General features: G+C 72.2%; 20 protein-coding genes and 1 pseudogene. 16 read left to right on the top strand and 5 right to left on the bottom strand.

What is annotated here, in order from left to right:
- The first annotated feature begins 103 nt into the window (after positions 1-103).
- Both ACIRVK_RS39460 and ACIRVK_RS39455 read left to right on the top strand, forming a co-directional pair.
- Positions 104-1,621, top strand: coding sequence for a protein kinase (locus tag ACIRVK_RS39460; RefSeq protein WP_404255971.1), 1,518 nt, complete (start codon positions 104-106; stop codon positions 1,619-1,621).
- Positions 1,575-1,892: an ATP-binding protein gene (locus ACIRVK_RS39455; RefSeq protein WP_404255985.1), complete on the top strand. Its 318-nt coding sequence runs from the start codon at positions 1,575-1,577 to the stop codon at positions 1,890-1,892. The genes ACIRVK_RS39460 and ACIRVK_RS39455 overlap by 47 nt, the downstream gene beginning before the upstream one ends.
- A 283-nt stretch (positions 1,893-2,175) precedes the next feature.
- Here the strand turns inward: ACIRVK_RS39455 and ppdK are convergent, their stop codons facing one another.
- Both ppdK and ACIRVK_RS39445 read right to left on the bottom strand, forming a co-directional pair.
- Positions 2,176-4,863: a pyruvate, phosphate dikinase gene (gene ppdK, locus ACIRVK_RS39450; protein ID WP_404255969.1), complete on the bottom strand. Its 2,688-nt coding sequence runs from the start codon at positions 4,861-4,863 to the stop codon at positions 2,176-2,178.
- A gap of 9 nt (positions 4,864-4,872) precedes the next feature.
- Positions 4,873-5,754, bottom strand: coding sequence for a universal stress protein (locus ACIRVK_RS39445; protein ID WP_404255967.1), 882 nt, complete (start codon positions 5,752-5,754; stop codon positions 4,873-4,875).
- A gap of 161 nt (positions 5,755-5,915) precedes the next feature.
- Between ACIRVK_RS39445 and ACIRVK_RS39440 the strand changes: the two genes are divergently transcribed.
- From ACIRVK_RS39440 to hypE, 12 genes are all read left to right on the top strand, one after another.
- Positions 5,916-6,560: a universal stress protein gene (locus ACIRVK_RS39440; RefSeq protein WP_404255965.1), complete on the top strand. Its 645-nt coding sequence runs from the start codon at positions 5,916-5,918 to the stop codon at positions 6,558-6,560.
- 112 nt (positions 6,561-6,672) lie between these two features.
- Positions 6,673-7,179 carry a hydrogenase maturation protease gene (locus tag ACIRVK_RS39435; RefSeq protein ID WP_404255963.1) on the top strand — a complete coding sequence of 169 codons (507 nt, stop codon included), beginning with the start codon at positions 6,673-6,675 and terminating at the stop codon, positions 7,177-7,179.
- Positions 7,176-9,461: a carbamoyltransferase HypF gene (gene hypF, locus ACIRVK_RS39430; protein ID WP_404255961.1), complete on the top strand. Its 2,286-nt coding sequence runs from the start codon at positions 7,176-7,178 to the stop codon at positions 9,459-9,461. Before ACIRVK_RS39435 ends, hypF begins: the two co-directional genes overlap by 4 nt.
- A 6-nt stretch (positions 9,462-9,467) precedes the next feature.
- Entirely contained in the window at positions 9,468-9,725 is a 258-nt protein-coding gene (locus ACIRVK_RS39425; protein ID WP_404255959.1) for a HypC/HybG/HupF family hydrogenase formation chaperone, read from the top strand.
- Between the two features lie 124 nt (positions 9,726-9,849).
- Positions 9,850-10,983 carry a 4Fe-4S dicluster domain-containing protein gene (locus tag ACIRVK_RS39420; RefSeq protein ID WP_404255957.1) on the top strand — a complete coding sequence of 378 codons (1,134 nt, stop codon included), beginning with the start codon at positions 9,850-9,852 and terminating at the stop codon, positions 10,981-10,983.
- Complete coding sequence (locus ACIRVK_RS39415) at positions 10,980-11,453, top strand: Crp/Fnr family transcriptional regulator (RefSeq protein WP_404255955.1); 474 nt, start codon at positions 10,980-10,982, stop codon at positions 11,451-11,453. Before ACIRVK_RS39420 ends, ACIRVK_RS39415 begins: the two co-directional genes overlap by 4 nt.
- A complete protein-coding gene (locus ACIRVK_RS39410) occupies positions 11,450-12,256 on the top strand; it encodes an FAD/NAD(P)-binding protein (protein WP_404255953.1) in 807 nt (268 codons plus the stop codon). The genes ACIRVK_RS39415 and ACIRVK_RS39410 overlap by 4 nt, the downstream gene beginning before the upstream one ends.
- A gap of 1 nt (position 12,257) precedes the next feature.
- The gene (locus ACIRVK_RS39405; RefSeq protein WP_404255951.1) at positions 12,258-13,013 is read left to right on the top strand and encodes an oxidoreductase; all 756 of its coding nucleotides are present in this window, start codon (positions 12,258-12,260) and stop codon (positions 13,011-13,013) included.
- Entirely contained in the window at positions 13,010-14,383 is a 1,374-nt protein-coding gene (locus ACIRVK_RS39400; protein ID WP_404255949.1) for a Ni/Fe hydrogenase subunit alpha, read from the top strand. The genes ACIRVK_RS39405 and ACIRVK_RS39400 overlap by 4 nt, the downstream gene beginning before the upstream one ends.
- On the top strand, positions 14,376-14,999 hold the full coding sequence (locus ACIRVK_RS39395; RefSeq protein ID WP_404255947.1) for a CBS domain-containing protein: 624 nt from the start codon (positions 14,376-14,378) through the stop codon (positions 14,997-14,999). The genes ACIRVK_RS39400 and ACIRVK_RS39395 overlap by 8 nt, the downstream gene beginning before the upstream one ends.
- Entirely contained in the window at positions 14,996-16,099 is a 1,104-nt protein-coding gene (hypD, locus tag ACIRVK_RS39390; RefSeq protein WP_404255945.1) for a hydrogenase formation protein HypD, read from the top strand. Before ACIRVK_RS39395 ends, hypD begins: the two co-directional genes overlap by 4 nt.
- On the top strand, positions 16,096-17,130 hold the full coding sequence (hypE, locus tag ACIRVK_RS39385) for a hydrogenase expression/formation protein HypE (protein ID WP_404255943.1): 1,035 nt from the start codon (positions 16,096-16,098) through the stop codon (positions 17,128-17,130). The genes hypD and hypE overlap by 4 nt, the downstream gene beginning before the upstream one ends.
- Before the next feature lie 74 nt (positions 17,131-17,204).
- On the opposite strand, the gene ACIRVK_RS39380 is transcribed toward hypE, so the two are convergent.
- Both ACIRVK_RS39380 and ACIRVK_RS39375 read right to left on the bottom strand, forming a co-directional pair.
- The gene (locus ACIRVK_RS39380; protein WP_404255941.1) at positions 17,205-18,719 is read right to left on the bottom strand and encodes a sialidase family protein; all 1,515 of its coding nucleotides are present in this window, start codon (positions 18,717-18,719) and stop codon (positions 17,205-17,207) included.
- 341 nt (positions 18,720-19,060) lie between these two features.
- Positions 19,061-19,399: a hypothetical protein gene (locus ACIRVK_RS39375; RefSeq protein ID WP_404255939.1), complete on the bottom strand. Its 339-nt coding sequence runs from the start codon at positions 19,397-19,399 to the stop codon at positions 19,061-19,063.
- Between the two features lie 277 nt (positions 19,400-19,676).
- Here ACIRVK_RS39375 and ACIRVK_RS39370 point away from each other — a divergent pair, with 277 nt between their 5' ends.
- The gene (locus tag ACIRVK_RS39370) at positions 19,677-21,275 is read left to right on the top strand and encodes an MFS transporter (protein ID WP_404255937.1); all 1,599 of its coding nucleotides are present in this window, start codon (positions 19,677-19,679) and stop codon (positions 21,273-21,275) included.
- A gap of 186 nt (positions 21,276-21,461) precedes the next feature.
- Here the strand turns inward: ACIRVK_RS39370 and ACIRVK_RS39365 are convergent.
- A pseudogene (locus ACIRVK_RS39365) lies at positions 21,462-21,932 on the bottom strand (hypothetical protein); the annotation flags it as partial.
- On the opposite strand from ACIRVK_RS39365, the gene ACIRVK_RS39360 reads away from it, so the two are divergent.
- Positions 21,897-22,571 (top strand): CBS domain-containing protein, encoded by a 675-nt coding sequence (locus tag ACIRVK_RS39360; protein WP_404255935.1) that lies wholly within the window; start codon positions 21,897-21,899, stop codon positions 22,569-22,571. The pseudogene ACIRVK_RS39365 and the gene ACIRVK_RS39360 sit on opposite strands and share 36 nt — an antisense overlap.
- The last annotated feature ends 128 nt before the right edge of the window (positions 22,572-22,699 follow it).

Here is a 22,699-nt window from a genome sequence, read left to right as displayed (position 1 = left end):
CTGTCCGCGCTTGCTCGGCGATTCGCCGGTCTGCGGCGGTGGTGATCGGTCCGCCGACGTCGCGCCGTAAGCTACTCCACGGTCCGAATGACGGGAGGCGTGTGTGGGAGGCGAAACAGTCCTCAGCGGCCGCTACGAGCTGGTCGAGAAGCTCGGGCAGGGTGGCATGGGAACCGTCCATCGTGGGGTGGACCGGCAACTGCGCCGCACCGTGGCCGTCAAGCTGCTCTCCTCACAGTTGGCTCACGACCCGCAGTCGCGAGCCCGCTTCCGGCGCGAGGCCCACGCGGCAGCCGCGCTGAACCATCCGGCGGTGGCCACCATCCACGACGTCGGCGAGGAGCCCCACCCGGACGGGCCGCGGCCCTACCTTGTCATGGAGTACGTGCAGGGGGTCACCCTCGCCGAGGTGCTGCGAGACGGGCCGCTGCCCGTCGCGGAGGCGATCAACACTGCGTGCGCGGTGTTGGACGCACTGGGGCACAGCCACGAACGCGGCATCGTGCACAGGGACGTCAAGCCCTCGAACATCATGCTCACCGGACCCGGCGCAGTGAAAGTCCTCGACTTCGGCATCGCCAAAGCGTTCGCCGAGGCCGCCACCCGCATCACGGGCAGCGGCGCGGCCATAGGCACCCCCGCTTACCTCTCACCCGAGCAGATCAGCGGTGCGGACATCGACCACCGGGCCGATCTGTACGCGATGGGGTGCCTGCTGCACGAACTGCTGACCGGCCAGACCCCGTTTCGTGGCGACTCGCCCTTCGCCGTCATGCACCAGCACCTGTACGCCGAACCCGAGCCGGTCCTCCGGCTCCGACCGCAGACACCACCGGTGGTGGAGGCGGTGCTCCTGCGCGCCTTGCGCAAGGACCCGGCGGAACGCTTCGCCGACGCGGGACAGATGCGCGCGGCCCTAGCCGACGCCCTGGCACAGTCCTCCATACCGACAGCCCAGGCCACCACGCCTCCGCCACCGCCTCCGCCTCCGCTCGAGGGAACGCCGTCCGGCGGCCGAACGGCTCTCCGGGACAAGTTCCGACCCTCATTTCGGCCTTCAGCCGACAGCGCTCTGGCTCTGCTCGGATGCCTGCTCTCGGTGCTGTGCGCCCGTGGCCACCTGGTGGACACCGCCCACTTCGGCCAGGTCGCCCTCGCGGTGGCCGCGCTGGGTGTGCTGACGCTGCCGTGGTCGGCACGCCTGTCCTGCGCGGTGGGCTGGGGGCCGGTGGCCGAGGCCGTGGCGGTCAACTCCCAGCTGCGGCGCGCCGAGTTCGGCTGGAGCCACTCGTCCGTCGCCGTCGCTGCCCTGCTGGCGTTGACCGCTCTCTTGTGCCTCGCCAGCGCGCTACGCAGCCAGGAGCGCGGCGTCGGCTCGCTGGTCGCGTTCTGGTTCAGTGCGACCGCGTCGATCTGGTACTTCCTCGACGACCTCCGCAAGCTCTTCGTCTTCTACCTGCTCCTGCCACTCGTGGCCTTTGCCACCGTCTCGCGGGGGACCGTCGCAGTCGTGCGGCGCCGAACGCGCGACAGGCGGGCGGCACGGGAAGAGTCGGCCAGCGGCGCGACGCCACCTGGCCGCAGGCTCACGGCCACGTCGACCCGGAGCTTCAAAGTGTGACGAGGTCGACGGACCGGGAGGTAAGCCGGACTCTACCTTCGATCTTGGCCAGTGCCCCGGCACCGTCACGGTCGACGACGCGGGCCCCGGCATACCGCCATGCCAGGCGAAGTCCCTGTTCGAACGCTGCCACAGCGGTTCCGGTTCCAGTGGCCTCGGGCTGTCCATCGCCGACCGGGTGGCCCACGCGCATGGCGACTCGCTCACCGTCGTCCCCGGTGGGGCCCGGTTCCTCCTGAGCGTGCCCGTCCGGGACCAGGGGCGGCCCTGACGCGGCGCCCAGCGAGGGGCGGTTCGCTGCAGCACTCGACCCGACGGTTGGCGCACGAACCGTTCGGCGGCAGAGTCCCGGTCCAAGCTGTCGTGTCCTGGCCTGCGGTGGGTGCTGGAAGGGATCGTCTGCCAGCACCTGACCGTGGCCCGTGTCGCCGAAGGTTCATGTCCGGCAGCCGCACCGGCCCTGCGCCCTCGCGGACGCCCGCCACAGTGACGAGCGCGTCCGCGGCCGTATGGGCGCCGGGCGCGGCGAGCTCAGTCACCGCCCCCGGGGGCTCTCACCTGCTGTCGCTCGCCCCGGTGGTCTCCGTCAGCGCCGCGCGTCCTGCCTCCAGGCGGGCGGCCGGGATCCGGAAGGGCGAGCAGGAGACGTAGTCCAGTCCCACCCGGTGGAAGAAGTGGATCGAGGCGGGGTCGCCGCCGTGCTCGCCGCACACGCCCGTCTCCAGCCGGGGGTTGACCGTGCGGCCGGCCTTCAAGGCCAGTTCCACGAGCCGTCCGACGCCCTCCTGGTCGATCGAGTCGAAGGGCGAGACCTGGAAGATGCCCTTGTCCAGGTAGAGCGGGAAGAAGGATGCCTCCGCGTCGTCCCTCGACAGGCCCCAGGTGGTCTGGGTGAGGTCGTTGGTGCCGAAGGAGAAGAAGTCGGCCGCCGTGGCGATGTGTCCGGCGACGAGCGCGGCGCGGGGCAGCTCGATCATCGTGCCGATCGGGCAGTCCAGTTGGACGCCGGTCTCGGCGGTGACCTCCGCGAGGACGCGTTCCGTCTCGGCGCGTGCCAGGCGGAGTTCCTCGACCGTGCCGACGAGCGGGATCATGATCTCGGCGCGGGGTGTGCCGCCGTCCCGCAGCCGCCGTACCACCGCCTCCGCGATCGCCCGGACCTGCATGGCCATCAGCCCGGGCACGGCGAGGCCCAGGCGCACGCCGCGCAGGCCCAGCATGGGGTTCTGCTCGTGCATGCGCTCGACGGCGGCGAGCAGTTCGACGTCGTGCGGGTCAGGGTGCCCGGTGCGGGCGATCCGGACGGCCAGCTCGGTGCGGTCGGGCAGGAACTCGTGCAGCGGCGGGTCGATCAGCCGGATGGTCACGGGAAGCGCGTCCATCGCGGCGAGGATGCCGGTGAAGTCCTCGCGCTGCAACGGCAGCAGAGCGGCCAGGGCCTGCTCGCGGGCGGTGTCGTCGCGGGCCAGGATCATCGCCTCGACCAGCGCCCGGCGCTCACCGAGGAACATGTGTTCGGTACGGCACAGGCCGATGCCCTGCGCGCCGAGTGCACGAGCGCGTACGGCGTCCTCGGGGGTGTCGGCGTTGGCCCGCACCTCCAGGCGCCGTACCGCGTCGGCGTGGGTCAGCGCGCCCAGCACGGCTTCGGTGAGCGGGCCGGTGGCGGCGCCGGACTCCAGTGCGCGGCCGACGTCGGACGGGGTGAGCGGCAGTTCGCCGAGGTGGACGGTGCCGGCGGTGCCGTCGACGGAGATGGTGTCGCCCTCGCGGACGACGACTCCCGTGTCTGTCGTGAACCGGCGTGCGGCCGGGTCGACGGCGAGGGCCTCGGCACCGCACACGCACACCTTGCCCATGCCTCGGGCCACCACGGCGGCGTGGCTGGTCTTGCCGCCCCGGCTGGTCAGCACGGCCTGTGCGGCGATCATGCCGGGCAGGTCGTCCGGTGTGGTCTCGCGGCGAACCAGGACGACCTGCTCGCCGGTGGCGGCGCGGCGTACCGCCTCGGCGGAGTCGAAGACTGCGGCTCCCACGGCGGCGCCCGGCGAGGCGGGCACGCCGTGGGCGAGGGGCCGGCCGGCGGCCTGTGCGTCGAAGCGGGGGAACATCAGCCGGGTCAGTTCCGCGCCGTCGACGCGGATCAGGGCTTCGTCGGCGGTGATCGTCCGTTCCTCGCGCAGGTCGTGGGCGATGCGGAAGGCGGCCTCGGCGGTGCGCTTGCCGATGCGGGTCTGCAGGATCCACAGTTTGCCGCGCTCCACGGTGAACTCGACGTCGCACAGGTCGCGGTAGTGGTTCTCCAGGGCGCGCAGATGGTCGCCGAGCTCGACGTAGGAACGCGGGTCGAGCGTCTTGAGTTCGCTCAACGGCAGCGCGTCGCGCACGCCGGCGACGACGTCCTCCCCCTGGGCGTCGGGCAGGTAGTCGCCGTACCTGCCGCGTTCGCCGGTGGCCGGGTCGCGGGTGAACGCGACACCGGTGCCGCTGTTCTCGGACGTCACAGTGGAGCCCAGGTTGCCGAAGACCATGGCCTGCACGTTGACGGCGGTACCGAGGTCCTCGGGGATGTGTTCGCGGTGACGGTAGACGCGGGCGCGCTCGGTGTTCCAGGAGTCGAAGACGGCGCGGATGGCGCGGGAGAGCTGCTCGGCGGGGTCCTGCGGGAAGTCCTCGCCGGTCTCCTTGCGGATGATCGCCTTGAACTCCTCGGTCAACCGGGCGAGTTCGCCGGCGTCGAGGTCGTCGTCGTGTGCCGTGTGCGCGGCGAGGGCCTGCTCGAACAGGTCGCCGTCCACGCCCATCACGGTGTGGCCGAACATCTGGATAAGGCGGCGGTAGGAGTCCCACGCGAACCTGTCCTGCCCGGACGCCTTGGCGAGCCCGATGACCGACCGGTCGTTGAGGCCGATGTCGAGGATGGTCTCCATCATGCCGGGCATCGAGAAGCGGGCGCCCGATCGCACCGACACCAGCAGGGGGTCGTCGGGTGCGCCGAGGGTGCGGCCCATGGCGCGCTCCAGTCCGGCCAGTGCCTGTGCCGCCTCGATGCCGAGCTCGGGCGGCTCCTCGCCCGTGGCCAGGTAGGCCCTGCAGGCTTCCGTGGTCACGGTGAATCCGGGCGGGACGGGCAGCCCGATCCGCGTCATCTCGGCGAGCCCGGCGCCCTTGCCGCCGAGCAGGTCGGCCATGTCCCGGTCGCCCTCGGCGAACGTGTACACGTACTTCGTCGGCTTGCTCATGGCGACCTCTCAGTCGTGGGGTACGACGGCCACGGGGCAGCCGACGTGGTGGATGGCGGCGTGGGTGACGGGACCGGTGCGCGGTCCGTTGGACCGGTCGGTGACACGACGACCGACGACGAGCAGGCTCGCCCCGGAGGCGGCCCGCAGCAGCGCGGACCGGGCCCGGCCCTCGGTCACCGTCTCGACGACCTCGACGCCGGGATACTTCTCGCGCCACACCTGCAGCACGGCACTCAGGAAGCCGAGCCACTCCTCGGCCCGCTCTCGGCCTGCCACCAGACCGATGTCGCCGGCGCCGAGCCCGATCGGGGACGGCGGCTGCCAGGCGTGCACGGCCCGCAGGCGCGCGCCGCGCAGGCGGGCCGCATCGAAGGCGAACTCGATCACCTCGTCGCAGGGGGTGGCCAGATCGATGCCGAGCACGACGTCCCTGACGCCGGTGCCCCCAGGCAGACGCTCGTCTGCCGCCTCCTCGTCCGCCCGGACGAGGACGACGGGACAGGCGGCCCGGGCGACCACGCCCAGGGCGACGGACCCGACCAGGAGACCGGTGAGGCCACTCAGTCCGCGGGAGCCCAGCACGAGGAGGCCGGTCTGCTCGGCCGCCTTCAGCAGCGCGGCGGTCGCGGGCCCCTCCACCTGCTCCTCCTCGACACGGGCCCCCGGGCAGGCATGGCGGACGCGATCCTCGGCCTGCCGCAGCGCGCGGCGCGCCAGGTGCCGTTGGGCGGCTGTTGCGGGTTCCCCCTCGTCCTGACGCGGATGCCAGTTCCAGACGTGCACCAGACGCAAGGGCCGCTCACGGCGGACCGCCTCACGGGCGGCCCACTCCGCCGCGGCGAGGCTCTCGGCGGATCCGTCGACCGCGGCGATGACCGGTGGAAGCATGCTGCGCACCTCCTGCGCTCGATCTGCTCCTCGCTGCCAGCGTGGGCCCGCCGCCTACCGGCGGGTATGGGCCGCCAGGTCTGTGAGCGGGTCCGTTCGGCCCTGCGTCCCTGGCCGACTTCGGCGCACAGTGGAGATCCCGGCCCGGAAGGCGGCACACCATGGAGCGAGTGATCATCGCCTTTGTCGACGAGTCGGCGCAGGGCCGGGCCGCGGCCGACTGGGCCGAACGGGAGGCCGCGCTGCGCGCGCTGCCGCTGCGGTTGGAGCAGGGCCCGCCGTCGAGTGATCGCACCTACCCGGACGCCGAGTTGATCGTGCTCGGTCTGGACCGGCGGCTTCGGCTTCCCGCGCCCCTGACGGCTCCGGTCGTGGTCGTGCCGTCGACGCCGTACCGCCTCCCCGAGACCGTGACCGTCGGTCTCGACGCCCGCAATCCGGCGAGCGGCGTGCTCGGGTTCGCCTTCGAGGAAGCCCGTCTGCGCGGAGTGCTGCTGCGCGTGGTGCATGCCTGGCGACTGCCCGCGCAGGCAGCCGAGCGGTCGCCGCTGCCGGTCCTCGAGGAGGACCGTGCCACCTGGGAGGACCAGGAGGTGCAGGCCCTGTCCGACGTTCTGCGCCCGTGGCGGGGCAAGTACCCCGACGTCGGTGTCCTGGAGGATGTCGTCCTGCTCCAGCCCGCCGAGGCACTCGTCCACGCGGCCGGCACCTCGGGGCTGGTGGTGGTCGGCCGCCGCACGGGCGACACCGCTCTCGGCGTGCTCGAGGTGGTTCGGTGCCCGGTCGCCCTGGTGCCGGCGCCCTGACCTGAGCCTCCGGGCCAGGCTGTTCGCGGACCGGACGCGGGGAGGATCGGCCCCTCCGGTCAGGCCGTTCGGCCCATGTGACCTTCGCCCTGTGGGGCCCACGGTGAGGAGCATGAGGAGCCGTACGCGGATCGCGGTCATCGGTGTCGGGAACGAGTTCCGGCGCGACGACGGCGTGGGCTGGGCCGTGATCGCCCGGCTGCGCCGGCGCGCCGAGGACCGGCCACTGCCGCCGGACACCGTGCTGGCCACCTGTGACGGTGATCCAGGCCGGCTGATCGGCCTGTGGGAGGGCGCGGCCCTCGCCGTGGTCGTGGACGCCGCCCACGCGCATCCAGGCACCCCCGGGCGGGTGCACCGTCTCGAACTGGACGCGGGCGTCGTCGCCCCGGCGTCCGCCACCAGCTCGCACGGGCTGGGGCTCGGTGAGGCGGTGGAACTGGCCCGCGTCCTGGGCCTGTTGCCCGAGCGGCTCGTGGTCTACGCGGTGGAGGGGGCCGACGGCGGCTTCGGCACCGGCCTCTCCCCCGCCGTCGAAGCCGCCGTGGAGCCGTTGGCCGAGGCCGTCGCGGGCGAGATCGCGCGACGCCCGGACGTGGTGGCCCGGAGGCGGCCATGACCGTACGGCGCTTCCATGTCGAGGGGATCGTCCAGGGCGTCGGCTTCCGGCCGTTCGTCTACCGCACCGCCTCCTCGCTCGGTCTGGACGGCTGGGTGGCCAACGTCAACGGACACGTGGAGGGCGAGGTCGCCGGGCCCCCGCGGGCCGTCGCCGAGTTCGCGCTCCGGCTGCGCGCGGACGCGCCGGCGCTGGCCCGGGTGCGCCGGGTCCGGCTGACCGTGACCGCGCCGGTCGACGTCGGCACCGGCTTCCGGGTCCGGCACAGCGCGCCCGCCGACCCCGACACGACGGTTCGCGAGATCCCGCCCGACGCGGCCATCTGTGACGCCTGCCTGCGCGAACTGCGCGACCCGCGCGACCGCCGCTACCGCTACCCGTTCATCAACTGCACGGACTGCGGACCGCGCGCCACGATCATCGAGGACCTCCCCTACGACCGTGTCCGCACCACCATGCGCCGCTTCCCGCTGTGCTCCGCCTGCGCCGCCGAGTACAACGACCCGGCCGACCGCCGCTTCCACGCCGAGCCCGTCGCCTGCCCCGCCTGCGGGCCGCGACCGGCCTGGGAGGACCTGCGCGGCGAAGACGCACTGCGCGCCGCCGTGAAGACCGTCGACGGGGGCGGGATCGTCGCGCTCAAGGGACTGGGCGGTTACCAACTGCTGTGCGACGCCGGCGACTCGCGGGCGGTCGAGGAACTGCGCCGCCGAAAGCACCGTCCGACGAAACCGTTCGCCGTGATGGTGGCCGATGTGCGGACCGCGTCCCGACTGGCCCGCGTCGGCGCCACCGAGGAGCAGGCGCTGAGCTCCCCGGAACGCCCGGTGGTGCTGCTGGCCCGGGGCCGGGGGCGTGCCCCGGACCCGCTGGCCCGGGAGGTGCACCCCGGTCTCACCCGCGTCGGCCTGTTCCTGCCCACCACCGGACTGCACCACCTCCTGCTGGACGAACTCGCCCGGCCCCTCGTCGTCACCAGCGGCAACCTCAGCGACGAGCCGATCGCCGTGAACGACGACGAGGCCCGCCGCTCCCTGGCAGGGGTCGCGGACGGGTTCCTCACCCACGACCGGGAGATCCACTCCCGCTACGACGACTCGGTGGTCCAGTTCACCGGCCGGACCCGCATCACCGTCCGGCGGGCCCGCGGGCTGGCCCCCGCACCGGTGCCGATGGCGGTCCGCGTGCCGGTTGCCGGGGCCGGGGCGCAGCTCAAGCACACCTTCACCCTGGCCGCCGACGGCCGCGCCCACCTCGGCCCGCACACCGGCGACCTGTCCGACCCGACGACGTACGAGGCGTTCCTCGCGTCGTACGACCATCTGCGCCGGCTGACCGGGATCGAGCCGCGTGTCGTCGCCCACGACCTGCACCCCGGTTATCTGTCCACGCAGTGGGCCGAGGCCCAGCCGGTGCGGCGGACGGCGGTGCAGCATCATCACGCGCACGTGGCCGCCTGCGCGGCCGAGCACGGGGTGCGGGGAGCGTTCCTCGGGATCGCCTACGACGGGCTGGGGCTGGGCGACGACGGCACCTTGTGGGGCGGTGAGATCCTCCTCGCGACGCTGAGCGGCTACCGCCGGGTGGGCCGGTTCGCCACCGCGCCCCTGCCGGGCGGGGACGCGGCGGTGCGGCATCCCTCCCGTGCGGCGCTCGGCCGGCTGCTCGGCAGCGAGACCCTGGGCTCCCCGCGGCCCTACCCGTGGCTCACCCGGCACTTCACCGAACGCCTCGATCCACGCGAGGTGGTCACCGTGCGGGCCATGGTGGCCCGGGACGTCAACTGCCCGCGCGCCTCCAGCGCCGGACGGCTCTTCGACACGGTCGCCGCGCTGCTCGGGCTCGCCGACCGGGTGAGTTACGAGGGCGAGGCGGCCGTTCTGCTCGAAGCGGCGGCGGGTGACGAGCACGCGGTGCCGCTCGGCCACCGGGTCGTGCGGACGCAGGGATTGTGGGTTTACGACCCCACGCCGACGCTGGTCGATCTGCTGACGCGGCAGCTCGGTGGTGAGTCGGTGGCCCGGCTGGCGGCGGCCTTCCATACGACGGTCGCGATCGTCACGGCGGATCTCGCCGCGCGGGCCGTGGCCGAGGGCGCGCCGCGCACGGTGTGCCTCGGCGGGGGCTGCTTCGTCAACCGGCGGCTGCTGACCGAGGTGCGGCGGCGGCTGCACGCGCAGGGGCTGCGGGTGTTCGTCGGCGGTCAGGTCCCCGTCGGTGACGGCGGTGTCAGCTACGGGCAGGCGGCGGTCGCGGCGGCGCGGCTGGCCGGGGAGGAGTGAGCGGGGATGTGTCTTGGCATTCCGGGGCGGGTGACGGAGGTCCACGACGACGCCGGGCTGCGCATGGCGACCGTCGACTTCGGGGGGATACGGCGGGAGGTGTGCCTGAGCTGCACGCCCGAGGCGGACGTGGGGTCGTACGTCATCGTCCACGTGGGCTTCGCGATCACCCTGGTCGACGAGGTGGAGGCCGAGCGGACCCTCGGCGTGCTGCGGGCGATGGCCGGGGCGGTCGAGGGCGAGCTGGGTGAACCGCTGCCGTAGCCGGCGTGTCGCCATGGGATCCGGTCGACTCCGCTCCCAGGGCCGGTCGGCCCATGCCTGTGGCGGAGGACGCGACGGAAGCTGAGGGTGGACGAGCACGATCAGCCCGGACGAGGAGGACCGTATGAGCGTCACCACAGCGTCTGCCGTGCTCGACCGGGACGGGTTGGACGCCTTGGTCACGGCTCTGGTCGAGCAGGGGCGCACCGTCGTCGGGCCGACCGTGCGGGACGGGGCGATCGTGCTGGCGGAGCTGACGTCGGCCGACGCGCTGCCGTTCGGGTGGGGCGTCGAGCTGGAGGCCGGGCGGTACCGGCTGGTGCGGCGCGAGGACGGGGCGGCCTTCGCGCACAGCGCGGGACCCCAGTCCTGGAAGAACTTCCTGCATCCGGCGCGGCAACGGCTGTGGAGCGCCGATCGGACGCCGGAGGGTGACGTGTCCTTCACCGGCGAGGAACCGGACGCCCCCGACTACGCCTTCCTCGGCGTGCGGCCGTGTGATCTGCGGGCCATCGCCATCCAGGACCGGGTGCTGACCGGCGGCCGGTTCGAGGACTCCGGGTACGGGGCGCGCCGGCGGCGGGCGCTGTTGATCGCCGTCGAGTGCGTGGAGCCCGGCGCGACCTGCTTCTGCGTGTCCACCGGGGGTGGGCCCGCCGCCGACCCGGGTTACGACCTGGCGCTGACCGAGGTGGTGGACGGCGACGGGCACCGCTTCCTGGCGCGCGTCGGCAGCGAGGAGGGCGCCCGGCTGCTGGACCGGGTACCGCACCACGGCGCCGACACGGCCACCGAGACCGCCGCCCGTACCTCGGTCGACGCGGCGCGCGAGAGCATGGGGCGCTCGCTGCCGCCCGTCGACCTGCAGGCGCTGATGGGCGCGAGTCTGGACGCCGAACGCTGGGACGACGTCGCCGATCGATGCCTGACCTGCGGAAACTGCACGATGGTCTGCCCCACCTGCTTCTGCGTCACCACCGAGGAGGTCACCGACCTCACGGGCGACCACACCGAACGCTGGCAGCGCTGGGACTCCTGCTTCGACCTGGACTTCTCCTACCTTCACGAAGGCCCGGTCCGCTCCTCGGGCAAGTCCCGCTACCGGCAGTGGCTCACCCACAAACTCTCCACCTGGCACGACCAGTTCGGCAGCTCGGGCTGCGTCGGCTGCGGCCGGTGCATCGCCTGGTGCCCGGTCGGGATCGACATCACCGAGGAAGTCGCCGCGCTGCACACCGAATCGGAGACGGAGCGATGACCCCCTCGATCACCCTGCGCCTGGAACACGCGATGCCCGTCGAGCACCGGGAACGGCTGCTGCGCGTCGCCCGCGAGGTCGACCTGAAACCGGACACCCGGCTCTTCGAGGAGGGCGGGCGGGCCGACCGGTTCTGGATCGTCCGCGACGGCACGGTCGCCCTCGACATGCATGTCCCGGGCCATCGCACGCCCGTGATCGAGACCCTCGGCACGGGTGACCTCGTGGGCTGGTCCTGGCTGTTCGAGCCGTACGTCTGGCAGCTGGGCGCGGTGGCGACGACACGGGTGCGGGCGTACGAGTTCGACGCGGTCGCGGTGCGTCTGATGTGCGACGACGACGCCGAGTTCGGCCGTGCGGTCGGCCACTGGGTGGGCCGGGTGCTCTCCCACCGGCTGAACGCGGCGCGCGCCCGGCTCGTCGACCTGTACGGCTCCCCGGCCGTCTTCCTGAGCGGTGGTGTCGAATGACCGCCGTACCCGTCCCCCATCTCGTGGTCGACCGGCGCCGGGAGACCGCGGAGACGGTCACGCTGCGGCTGGAGCCGGTCGGCGAGGCGCTGGCGGAGTTCACGCCGGGGCAGTTCGCGATGGTGCACTGCTTCGGACGCGGGGAGATTCCGCTGTCGGTGAGCTCCGTGCAGGGCACCGGCGGGCTCGCGCACACGATCCGCAGCGTGGGCGCTGTCTCCGACGGGCTGTGCGCGGCGCGTGTGGGTGACGTGGTCGGGCTGCGGGGCCCGTACGGAACGAGCTGGGAACTCGAACGGGCGCATGGGCAGGACGTGTTGGTGGTGGCGGGCGGCATCGGATTGGCCCCGCTGCGGCCACTGGTCCTCGAAGTGCTGGCCGATCCCGGGTCGTACGGGCGGGTGAGCGTACTCGTCGGCGCGCGGACCCCGGCCGACCTGATCTCCCGCAAGGAGCTGGAGCAGTGGGCCACGGCGTACACCGGGGTGACCGTGGACTGGCCCGACACGGACTGGCACGGGGATGTCGGGGTGGTCACCCAGTTGCTCGGCCGGGCGCCTTTCGACCCCGACCGTACCTGGGCGTTCGTGTGCGGTCCCGAGCCGATGATCCGCGCCACGGCCCGGGAGCTCGCGCAGCGCGGGGTGCCTCCGGAGCGGATCCGGGTCTCGCTGGAACGGAACATGCGCTGTGCGACCGGGCACTGCGGTCACTGCCAGCTCGGCCCGCTGCTGGTGTGCCGGGACGGGCCGGTCGTGGGCTGGGACGAAGCTCAACCCCTTCTGTCGGTAAGGGAGTTGTGAGATGAGTGCCCCCAAGCTCGCCGTGTTCAAACTGGCCTCCTGCGACGGCTGCCAGCTCACCCTGCTGGACTGCGAGGACGAACTCCTCGCCCTGGCGGGCACGGTGGAGATCGCCCACTTCCTGGAGGCCACCAGCACCGTCCGACCCGGCCCGTACGACCTCTGTCTCGTCGAGGGTTCCATCACCACGGCCCAGGATGCCGAACGCATTCGCGCGATCCGTGCCGCCTCCCGTCACCTGGTGACGATCGGGGCGTGCGCGACGGCCGGCGGCATCCAGGCCCTGCGCAACTTCGCGGACGTGGACGAGTTCCGGCGCGTGGTCTATGCCCACCCCGAGTACATCTCCACGCTCGCCACCTCCACCCCGGTCTCGGCCCATGTGGACGTCGACTTCGAGCTGCGCGGCTGTCCCGTCGACAAGCGGCAGCTCATCGAAGTGATCACCGCCTTCCTCGCCGGGCGCAAGCCGGACGTGCCGAACCACAGCGTGTGCTTCGAGTGCAAGCGGCGCGGCACGGTCTGTGTCACGGTCGCCGAGGGCAAGCCGTGCCTGGGCCCGGTCACGCATGCCGGGTGCGGGGCGCTGTGTCCCGCGTACCGGCGCGGATGCTTCGGCTGCTTCGGCCCGTCCGGGTCGGTCAACCTGCCTGCTCTCATACCGGTGCTGCGCAGCGACGGGATGGACGACAACGCCATCGTCCGCTTCCTGCACACCTTCAACGCCGCCGCCTTCGACAAGGAGCTCAAGTCGTGACCCACCGCGGATCCCGTGTGCTGCACGTCGGCTCGCTCTCCCGGGTCGAGGGCGAGGGCGCGCTGAGCCTGCACGTCCACGACGGCACGGTCACCACGGCCCGGCTGGAGATCTACGAACCGCCCCGGTTCTTCGAGGCGTTCCTGCGCGGACGCTCCTACACCGAGCCGCCCGACATCACGGCGCGGGTGTGCGGCATCTGCCCGGTGGCGTACCAGATGAGCGCCTGCGCGGCGATCGAGGACGCGTGCGGGGTGACGGTCGATCCAGTGATCCGCGATCTGCGGCGGCTGCTGTACTGCGGTGAGTGGATCGAGAGCCAGGCCCTGCATATCTATCTGCTGCACGCCCCGGACTTCCTGGGCCGCCCCAGCGCGATCGACCTGGCCCGCACGCACCGGATCGAGGTGGAACGGGGGCTGCGGCTGAAGAAGGCGGGCAACTCGCTGATGGAGCTGCTCGGCGGGCGGGCGGTGCACCCGGTCAACGTCCGCCTCGGCGGCTTCCACCGGGCGCCCACCCATGAGGAACTGCGGCCGCTGCGCGAGGAGTTGAAGCGGGCGCTGGACGACGCGTGGGCCACGGTGCGCTGGGTGGCCGGTTTCGAGTTCCCCTTCGCCCACACGGCTGCCGACCTGTTCGCGCTGGCCGCCCCCGACACGTACGCGATCGAGAGCGGCACGCCGACCGTGCTGCGTGCCGACGGCGGCACCGAGTCCTTCCCGGTCGGCGAGTTCACCGACCGGGTGCGGGAGATCCATGTACCTCACTCGACCGCTCTGCACTCGCGGCTCGACGGCCGGCTGCATCTGACCGGGTCGCTGGCCCGGTTCGCGATCAACGGGCGGAAGCTGTCGCCGGTCGCGATCGAGGCGGCGATCGAGGCGGGGCTCGGCGATCCGCGCGAGGGTGCCGTGTGCCGCAACCCGTACCGGTCCATCCTGGTGCGGGCGGTGGAGACGTTGTACGCCGTCGAGGAAGCGCTGCGGATCATCGACGGATACGAGCCGCCCGCGCGCCCGTACGTCGACGTGCCGCCGGTCGCCGGGGTCGGTCACGGCGCCACCGAGGCGCCGCGTGGCATGCTCTACCACCGCTACGAACTGACCGCCGAGGGCACGGTGGCGAGCGCCCTCATGGTGCCGCCCACCGCACAGAACCAGGGCGCGATCGAGGACGACCTGCTCCGCCTCGCCCAGCGGGCGATCGGTGAACAGGACCCGGGAGACGACGCGTTGACGGCCCTGTGCGAACGGGCGATCCGCAACCACGACCCGTGCATCTCGTGCTCCACCCACTTCCTCGACCTCAAGATAGTCCGCACCTCGGGAGCGATCCCGGACGAGACCTCGGGAGGCTGCGATGCCTGAATCCCCGTTCACCGTGAGCGATGTGATGACCCAGACCGTCATCGCCGTCGGGCGTGACGCGCCCTTCAAGGAGATCGTCGAGCTGATCGACCAGTGGAAGGTCAGCGCCCTGCCCGTGCTGGAGGGCGAGGGCCGGGTCGTCGGGGTGGTGTCCGAGGCGGACCTGCTGGCCAAGGAGGAGTTCCGGGACACCGAGGAGGGCGACCCGGCCGAGCGGACCAAGGCAGGCGCCGTGACCGCGGGCGAGTTGATGAGCACGCCCGTGGTGACCGTGCACGCGGATGCCTCACTCGCCGAGGCCGCCCGGATCATGGCACGCCGGCACGTCAAGCGGCTGCCCGTGGTCGACGGTGTGGGCATTCTGCAGGGCGTGGTCAGTCGTAGCGATCTGCTCAAGGTCTTCCTGCGGGAGGACGAGGAGATCGCCGACGAGATCCGGCACGTCATCCTGTCCCAGCTGCCCGTCACCACCGGCGCCCTGACGGTCTCCGTCAAGGAGGGTGTGGTCACGCTGGGCGGTGCCCTGCCCGATCGGACGCTGGTGCCCGTGGTGGCGCGCGCGGTACGGGCGGTCGAGGGCGTGGTCGACATCCGACTGGACCTGACGCACCGATGAAGTACCTCGACGAGTACCGGGACCCCGCGCTGGCCAGGTGCCTGCTGGACGAGCTGGACGAGGCCGCCACCCACCCCTGGCGCATCATGGAGGTGTGCGGCGGCCAGACCCACACCCTGGTCCGGCAGGGCATCGACGAACTGCTGCCGGCCGGCATGCGCATGATCCACGGTCCCGGATGCCCGGTCTGCGTGACCCCGCTGGAGACCCTGGACCGGGCCATGGCCATCGCTGCCCGGCCAGGCGTGATCTTCACCAGCTTCGGCGACATGCTGCGGGTGCCCGGCACGGACACCGACCTCCTGTCGCTGCGGGCGCGCGGCGCCGACGTCCGCGTGGTGTACGCCCCGATGGACGCCGTACGCCTGGCCGCCGCCCACCCCGACCGTGAAGTGGTCTTCCTGGCAGTCGGATTCGAGACGACCGCCCCCGCGAACGCCATGGCGGTCCTGCACGCAGCCCACCTCGGGCTGAGGAACTTCTCCCTCCTCGTCAGCCATGTCCTGGTGCCGCCCGCCATGACCGCCCTGCTCGACGACCCGGAGTGCGAGGTCCAGGCGTTCCTCGCGGCCGGGCACGTGTGCGCGGTGATGGGCTGGCGGGAGTACGAGCCGATCGCCGCCCGGTACCGGGTACCGGTCGTGGTCACCGGCTTCGAGCCGCTGGACCTGCTGGAGGGCATCCTCATGGCGGTACGGCAACTGGAGTCCGGCCGCTCCGAGGTGGAGAACCAGTACGTACGGGCGGTGCGCCGCTCGGGCAACACCGCGGCGCAGGACGCGGTCCGCGAGGTCTTCCAGGTCACCGACCGGGCCTGGCGCGGCATCGGGGCACTGCCCGACAGCGGCCTCGAACTCGCCGACGCCTTCGCCGCGTTCGACGCCGCCCGCCGTTTCGAGGTGAGCGGGCTGTGCCCGGTGGAGGACGCCGACTGCATCGCCGGCGCGATCCTCACCGGTGCCAGATTGCCGACCGACTGCGCGGCCTACGGCACCCGCTGCACGCCCCGCCATCCCCTCGGCGCGCCCATGGTGTCGTCCGAGGGCACGTGTGCCGCCTTCCACGCGGCCGGACGCACCGCCGTGAGGAGCGCGCCATGACCGTCCGATGCCCCATGCCGAACCACGAGGACGAGGTCGTGCTGCTCGGCCACGGCGCCGGCGGCCGCCTCACCGGTGAGCTGCTGGACCGGCTGGTACTGCCCGCGCTGGGCGGTGCGCCGGGACCGATGGAGGACGCGGCGCTGCTGCCGGGCCACCCGGAGCTGGTGATGAGCACGGACAGCTTCGTCGTCAGCCCCCTGTTCTTCCCCGGCGGCGACATCGGTTCCCTCGCCGTCCACGGGACGGTCAACGACCTGGCCATGCGGGGTGCCCGGCCGCTCGCCCTGTCCGTGTCCCTCATCATCGAGGAGGGCCTGGAACTGGCCGAACTGCGGGCCGTCATGGACTCGTTGGGCAAGGCGGCCGCGGAGGCCGGGGTTCCGGTCGTGACGGGTGACACCAAGGTGGTGGGACGGGGCGCCGCCGACCGGCTGTTCGTCAACACCACCGGCGTCGGGCAGCGCCATCCGGCCCTGTCCCCGTCCGCCGCCTCGGCCCGTCCCGGCGACGCGGTCCTGCTGTCCGGGCCGATCGGGCTGCACGGCACGACCGTACTGAGCACCCGCGAGGGGCTGGGCTTCGAGAGCGACATCGCCTCCGACACCCGGCCGCTGCACCGCCTCGTCCACACCCTGGCGCCGCTCGGCGCCGCCGTCCACGTCCTGCGCGACCCCACGCGGGGCGGCCTGGCCGCGGCCCTCAACGAGATCGCCCGGGACTCGTCCGTCGCCGTCGAGATCGAGGAGAGCGCCGTGCCGGTGCCGGATGCGGTGGCCTCGGCCTGCGATCTGCTCGGCCTCGATCCGCTGGTCGTCGCCAACGAGGGCTGCATGGTCGCCTTCGTGGACCCCTCCGCCGCCGAGGACGCCCTGACGTGCCTGCGGTCACTGCCGGAAGGAGCGCAGGCGGTGCGGATCGGCGAGGTCCTGACGGAAGGAGCGGGTGGCCGGGTGACCCTGCGCACCCTGGTGGGCGCCCGACGCATCGTGGACATGCCGCTGGGCGAGCAGCTCCCCCGTATCTGCTGACGCCGCACCGCACCTGGGTCTGTCCGGGCAGTTCGCGCCGGGCAGGCCCAGGTGGTGTGGGTGGTGGTGCGGGATCAGGGGCTGTCCTCGCCGCCCTCCGTGCCGCCGTTGGCCAGCCACTGGGCGTAGGCGATCGCGGCCAGGCGGGCCGAGAAGACGTTGTCGCGGACGGTGGCGGTCGTGACCGGGGCGGTGCCGGCGGCCGCGGTCAGTCCCGACGCCGTCGAGTACATCGCCTCGTTGAAGACCGACCCGCTGGGGGCCGAGGCCACGGCGAAGACGGGATGCGCCGTGCCGCCGGAGAAGGACGTGGAGATGTAGTCGCCGACCATGGTGCCCTGCGTGGTGCTCGCCAGCCAGGAGTGGCTCATCGGGCCGGCCAACTGGGTCGGCGCTGTCCAGGTGCTGCCGCCGTTGGTCGAGGAGACGTAGCCGACGTCCAACTGGCAGGTGGAGGCCGTGCAGTTGGCGACCGGGTGGTAGTAGTACGTCAGCGCCAGGTGCGCCGTGCCGCCCGACGTGGCCGGATCGACGGCGAGGCCGGGGATGAAGTGGTCGACGGTGCTGGTCGTCGCGTCGATGGGGATGCGGGTCACCGGGGACCAGGTGGTGCCGTTGGTGGTGGTCGCCATCACGATGTCGTTGGAAGTGCAGGAGCCCCCGCTCGCGCGGAACCGGCAGTCCTGCCAGACCACGTACACCTTGCCGGCGGCGTCGATCTCGGCGGAGGGCAGCGGGCCGCTGCGCAGACTGCCGCGCACGGTGAAGGTGCTGACGGTGGCCACGGTGGTGGCGTTGGTCCAGGAACCGCCGCCGTTGGTGGAGGTGAAGGCGCGGATCGCCGTCTCGGAGGCGTTGGAGATCGGGACGACCACGGTGCCGTTGGGCTGTACGACGGGCTGGCCGCCGAGACCGGTGGCGTTGTTGCCGGTGTTCTTCGACGCGCCCCACGTGAGGCCGCCGTCGGAGGAGGTGGTCATCTTGACGCGGTCGCCGTCACCGTTGTTGTCGTACTCGGTGTAGCAGTTGCCGTAGAAGGCGCTGGTGGCGGTGTTGTCGCAGACGATCCAGTTCTTGTCGAGGCTTGATCCGGTCGCGGTGACCACGGGGTTGCTCCAGGTCAGTCCGCCGTCGGTGGAGCGGCTGGTGAACACCTCTGGCACGGTGACGGACGAGGTGATGGGGATGCTGGAGATCAGCCAGACATCGTGCTTGGCGTCGTAGGCCACGGACGCGTCGCTGACCCGTTGGAAGGTGCCGCCCGCCTGCGTGGTGATCCCCGGCAGGAATCCCTTGGTCCAGGTGGCGCCACCGTCCTTGGATGTCGCGAATCCGACGTTCGAGCCGCCGCCGTCGGTGAACCGGCCGACCTGGAAGGCGGAGACGATCGTGGAGCCGTAGGAGAAGGTGTCCGGCTCGACCTCGGTGGCGTGCTGGCTGGTGGAGTTGGTGTACGGATCCGAGCTGATTCGGGTGAGGGTCGGCGCGGCGGTCGCGGTGCCCGTCGACAGGGCCAGCGCGCCGGCCGCGAGGCCCGCCGTCACCAGGCCGGGTCTCGCCAGGCGGTGGAGCAGTGATGCCAGGGACATGATCCGTTCCCATTCCGAGAAGGGGCACGTCCGGCATGGGTGCGTCGCGGAGCGGGGGCGGAAGAACGCCTCGTACACGTCCGCTCCGTGAGGGGGCGGGCGGAGCCGGCCGGACCGAACCTGGTGCGGGACGTGCGTCAGGACGCCGACACTCTGCTGTGTTCAGCATGGTCATGTCAATATGTTCCCTGTCAACACCGTTCGAGCCATGGAGAATTGGCACCCTCTTGACTCTCACGCACAGGGCGGTGACCCCGGAAACCGGGGTCACCGCCCTGTGTCGTTGTCGGTGGACGCGGCGCCGCGTCCGGCGCCTTTAAGGCCTTCGCCGTGCTCCTACGTCACGTTGGTGTCCGGCGAGACAGCCTGCCGACCGGGCCTCGGCGCTGTTCGGGACCGTGGCGGGAGCCGATGCCCTCGTCCTCGCAACCGACCCACATCGAGGAGTCGTACGGTGTGGGAGGAATGAACACGACGTCGGGCCGGGCGGGCACCCCAGCGGGTTCCCCGGCCGCCGCGCTCTGTCCCAACAGGTCGAGGTCCTCCCGCAGGTGGTCGGCGTCCGCCTGCACCCGGCGAAGGTCCAGACCGTCGCCCAGGCAGTTCTGCATCCGGCTCACCGACCGGACGAGGTCCTCCAGAGCGTGCCTCGCGTGCGCCAGCTCGTTGTGAACGGTCATCTTGCCCCTCACCTCCGGATGTACGTGACAGGTCGTGCCACGGCCTGCGACGGCGCGGGGAGAGCGCCGTATGCCCATGCTCTGGCGCACTACGGCCTCCGCACAGGGGCCGTCAGACCCCTCGACCAGGGCCGAACAGCAGAACCGCGGATGCCGTACGATCCGGGCGCGGAGATCGCGGTGGCCGCCGCGGAACTGCAGGAAGCGTCCCTTACGGCCCTCGCACGGGACGTTCGGCACCTGTCCGGACGAGCGGAGTGAGGTGCCCGATGGAGTCATGACTGATGTGCGTGAGATGCCGCAGGCAGCTCCGGCACCCGGGGCGGGCGGCGCGAGGAGTCGTTGGACCGCCCTCGTGGTGCTGTGTGTGTCGCTGCTGATCGTGACGTTGGACAACACCATTCTGAACGTGGCGCTGCCCACGCTGGTGAAGGAACTCGGTGCGACGACCACCCAGTTGCAGTGGATCGTTGACGCCTACGCCCTCGTGTTCGCCGGACTGATGCTGGTGGCCGGCAGCAGTGCCGACCGGTTCGGACGGCGGCGCGTCTTCACGGGTGGCCTCGGGGTGTTCGGAGCCGCGTCGGCGTGGGCGGCGTACTCCGGCTCGGTGGGGATGCTGATCGCGGCACGGGCCGGCATGGGGATGGGCGCGGCGATGATGATGCCGGCCACCCTGTCGATCATCACCGATGTCTTCCGGGATCCCGGTGAGCGCCGGCGTGCGATCGGTGTCTGGGCCGCCACCAGCGGGCTGGGCATCGCCATCGGCCCGGTGGCGGGCGGCCTGCTGCTGGAACACTTCTGGTGGGGCTCGGTCTTCTGGGTCAACATCCCCTTCGCGCTGGCCGGTCTGGTGTGCGCCCGGCTGCTGGTGCCGGAGTCCCGCAACTCCGCGGCGACAAGGCCGGATCCGGCCGGGTCGGTGCTGTCGATCGCCGGCCTGGGGCTGCTGGTGTGGGGGATCATCGAAGCGCCGGTGCGTGGCTGGACGTCAGGGATCGTGCTCGGCGCGTGCGGGGCCGGAGTGGTGGTGCTGGTGTGCTTCGCGTTGTGGGAGCGGACCACCACCCACCCCATGCTCAACCTTCGGTTCTTCGCCGACCGCCGCTTCTCGTTCGCCACGTCGTCCGTGGCCCTGGCGATGTTCGGGCTGTTCGGGGCGTTGTTCGTGCTCACCCAGTACCTGCAGTTCAGCCTCGGTTATTCGGCCCTGGCCACGGGCGTCCGTATCCTGCCCGTGGCCGGCCTCCTGGCGGTGGTCGCGCCGCTGTCGCCCGTACTGGTGCGGGCGGCGGGCACCAAGGTGGTCGTCGGCACAGGCCTCCTGGTGGTCGCCGGCGGGCTGTGGCAGCTGTCGCGCGCGGACGTGTCCTCCACCTACGGGGATGTACTCGCCGGCATGCTGCTGCTCGGCCTGGGTGCTGGGCTGGTGGTTCCGGCATCGCTGGACTCGCTGATGAGCACCTTGCCGCCGGGCGACACCGGTGTGGGCTCGGCGTCGAACGGTGTCTCCGTGCAGTTGGGCGGCGCGCTCGGCGTCGCCGTGATCGGGAGCCTGCTGACGTCCCGTTACCAGAACCGTATGGGCCCGCCGATCGCGCCGTACCACCTCCCGGGCGCCCTGTCCGACAGGGTCCTCGGCTCCCTGGGCGGCGCGCTCGCACTCGCCGAGCGGGTGGGCGGTACGTCCGGCCGACTGCTCGCGGCGCTTGCCCGCTCCGCGTTCGTCAGCGGCATGGACCTCGGCCTGTCCGTCGGCGCCGCGGTCGCCGCCGCCGGTGCCGCGCTGGCATTCGCCGGCCTGCCGTCCCGGCCGCCGGGCGCTGCTGCGACGCAGGCGAGTGCGGAGAACCCGGATCCGGAACGGAACTGACCGGATGGAACCTGTCTTCGAAGGACACGCGGGGAACGGTACCCGTGCCGCGAGAGCCAGCCTGTCGCCGTCGCCCGACGCGTGGGGCCGGAGAGTCACGGTGAGCCAGCACGCCCAGCCGATGGGCTGCGGGGCCCAGAAGCTGATCGCCGGGTGCAGGAGGGTCGCCGCGATCGCCGGACCCGAGGGCAGACCGTACAGGACGAGCAGCGCGGACAGACTCGTCTCGACGACGCCGGGGCTGCCCGGCGTCAGGCGCAGGCTGCCGGGGATCTGGGTGAAGAGGTAGACGATCAGCAGCCCGTGCCAGGGCACGCCGATGCCCAGCGCCCACAGGCACCCGGCCGGACCGGCGGCGTCGTCGAGACACCAGTTCAGCAGGGCGAAGATGAACGGACGCAGCCACGGTGCGAGGCCCGGCTGCAGGCTGCGGGCCTGACCGACGAGGCGGGTCAGCGCCTCCTGTCCACGCCGGTGTGGGGGCCGAGGGGCCGGACGGCCCGCTCTGCAGGCCGTCCGGCCCTGAACAGGTCCTGGACGGCTCTCCTCCGGACGACCCGCCCCCTGACACGCTTGACCTGTGACCCCAGCGGCTGTCCCGCGCCGCGAAGGGAGGACGACATGCAGCACCGAACCGTTGCCGACCTGATGACCCATGGCGTCGTCCGGGCCCGGCCCGACACCCCCTTCAAGGAGATCGTCGAACTGCTCGCGGACAACGACATCACCGCCGTACCCGTGGTGGACGAGCTGGACCACCCCCTAGGCGTGGTGTCCGAGGCGGACCTGTTGCGCAAGTGCACCGCCCAGAGCGAGACGCTCAGCCGGACCTCCGTTCCGCACCTGGAGGCGTGGGAGCGAGCCAAGGCCGAGGGTGCCAGGGCCGAGGAACTGATGTCGGCTCCCGCCGTGTGCGCCCGTCCGGAGTGGACAGTGGTCGAGGCGGCACGTCTCATGGCCGTGCGGAACGTCAAGCGGCTGCCCGTCATCGACGAGGCGGACCGGCTCAAGGGCATCGTCAGCCGCGGGGACCTGCTCCGGATCTTCCTGCGCCGGGACGACGCCATCCGCGACGAGATCGTCCGGGACGTACTGCAGCGGACGCTGCGCCTCGCGCCCTCCGACGTGACGGTCGAGGTGGATGAGGGGCAGGTGACCCTCCGCGGATCCGTGGAGGCGAGCAGCTTGATCCCGATCATCGAAAGGCTGTGCCACAACGTCGACGGTGTGGTCTCGGTCTCCGCCCACCTCGGGTGCCGGGTCGACGGCTCCCGGACGACGCCGGGCAGGGTGTGAGTGTCGTACCGGGGCGGGGGGGGGGGGTGGCCCCCCCCCCCCCCCCCCCCCCCCCCCCCCCCCCCGCCCCCCCCCCCCCCCCCCGGGGGCGGGGCGGCCGGGCCCCCCCCCCCCCGCCCCCCGCCCCC

This window comes from Streptomyces sp. NPDC101152 (assembly GCF_044768275.1).
Classification (GTDB): Bacteria; Actinomycetota; Actinomycetes; order Streptomycetales; family Streptomycetaceae; genus Streptomyces.
The sequence above is the reverse complement of the archived record's forward strand: the minus strand, read 5'-3'. Positions and strand labels throughout refer to the sequence as shown.

Coding starts and splice junctions, on each gene's coding strand:
- ACIRVK_RS39445 (WP_404255967.1), bottom strand. CDS start 5,754: ATGCTTCCACCGGTCATCGCCGCGGTCGACGGATCCGCCGAGAGCCTC.
- ACIRVK_RS39425 (WP_404255959.1), top strand. CDS start 9,468: ATGTGTCTTGGCATTCCGGGGCGGGTGACGGAGGTCCACGACGACGCC.
- ACIRVK_RS39370 (WP_404255937.1), top strand. CDS start 19,677: ATGACTGATGTGCGTGAGATGCCGCAGGCAGCTCCGGCACCCGGGGCG.
- ACIRVK_RS39415 (WP_404255955.1), top strand. CDS start 10,980: ATGACCCCCTCGATCACCCTGCGCCTGGAACACGCGATGCCCGTCGAG.
- ACIRVK_RS39410 (WP_404255953.1), top strand. CDS start 11,450: ATGACCGCCGTACCCGTCCCCCATCTCGTGGTCGACCGGCGCCGGGAG.
- ACIRVK_RS39405 (WP_404255951.1), top strand. CDS start 12,258: ATGAGTGCCCCCAAGCTCGCCGTGTTCAAACTGGCCTCCTGCGACGGC.
- hypD (WP_404255945.1), top strand. CDS start 14,996: ATGAAGTACCTCGACGAGTACCGGGACCCCGCGCTGGCCAGGTGCCTG.
- ACIRVK_RS39435 (WP_404255963.1), top strand. CDS start 6,673: ATGAGGAGCCGTACGCGGATCGCGGTCATCGGTGTCGGGAACGAGTTC.
- ACIRVK_RS39440 (WP_404255965.1), top strand. CDS start 5,916: ATGGAGCGAGTGATCATCGCCTTTGTCGACGAGTCGGCGCAGGGCCGG.
- ppdK (WP_404255969.1), bottom strand. CDS start 4,863: ATGAGCAAGCCGACGAAGTACGTGTACACGTTCGCCGAGGGCGACCGG.
- hypE (WP_404255943.1), top strand. CDS start 16,096: ATGACCGTCCGATGCCCCATGCCGAACCACGAGGACGAGGTCGTGCTG.
- ACIRVK_RS39375 (WP_404255939.1), bottom strand. CDS start 19,399: ATGACCGTTCACAACGAGCTGGCGCACGCGAGGCACGCTCTGGAGGAC.
- ACIRVK_RS39380 (WP_404255941.1), bottom strand. CDS start 18,719: ATGTCCCTGGCATCACTGCTCCACCGCCTGGCGAGACCCGGCCTGGTG.
- ACIRVK_RS39360 (WP_404255935.1), top strand. CDS start 21,897: ATGCAGCACCGAACCGTTGCCGACCTGATGACCCATGGCGTCGTCCGG.
- ACIRVK_RS39420 (WP_404255957.1), top strand. CDS start 9,850: ATGAGCGTCACCACAGCGTCTGCCGTGCTCGACCGGGACGGGTTGGAC.
- hypF (WP_404255961.1), top strand. CDS start 7,176: ATGACCGTACGGCGCTTCCATGTCGAGGGGATCGTCCAGGGCGTCGGC.
- ACIRVK_RS39395 (WP_404255947.1), top strand. CDS start 14,376: ATGCCTGAATCCCCGTTCACCGTGAGCGATGTGATGACCCAGACCGTC.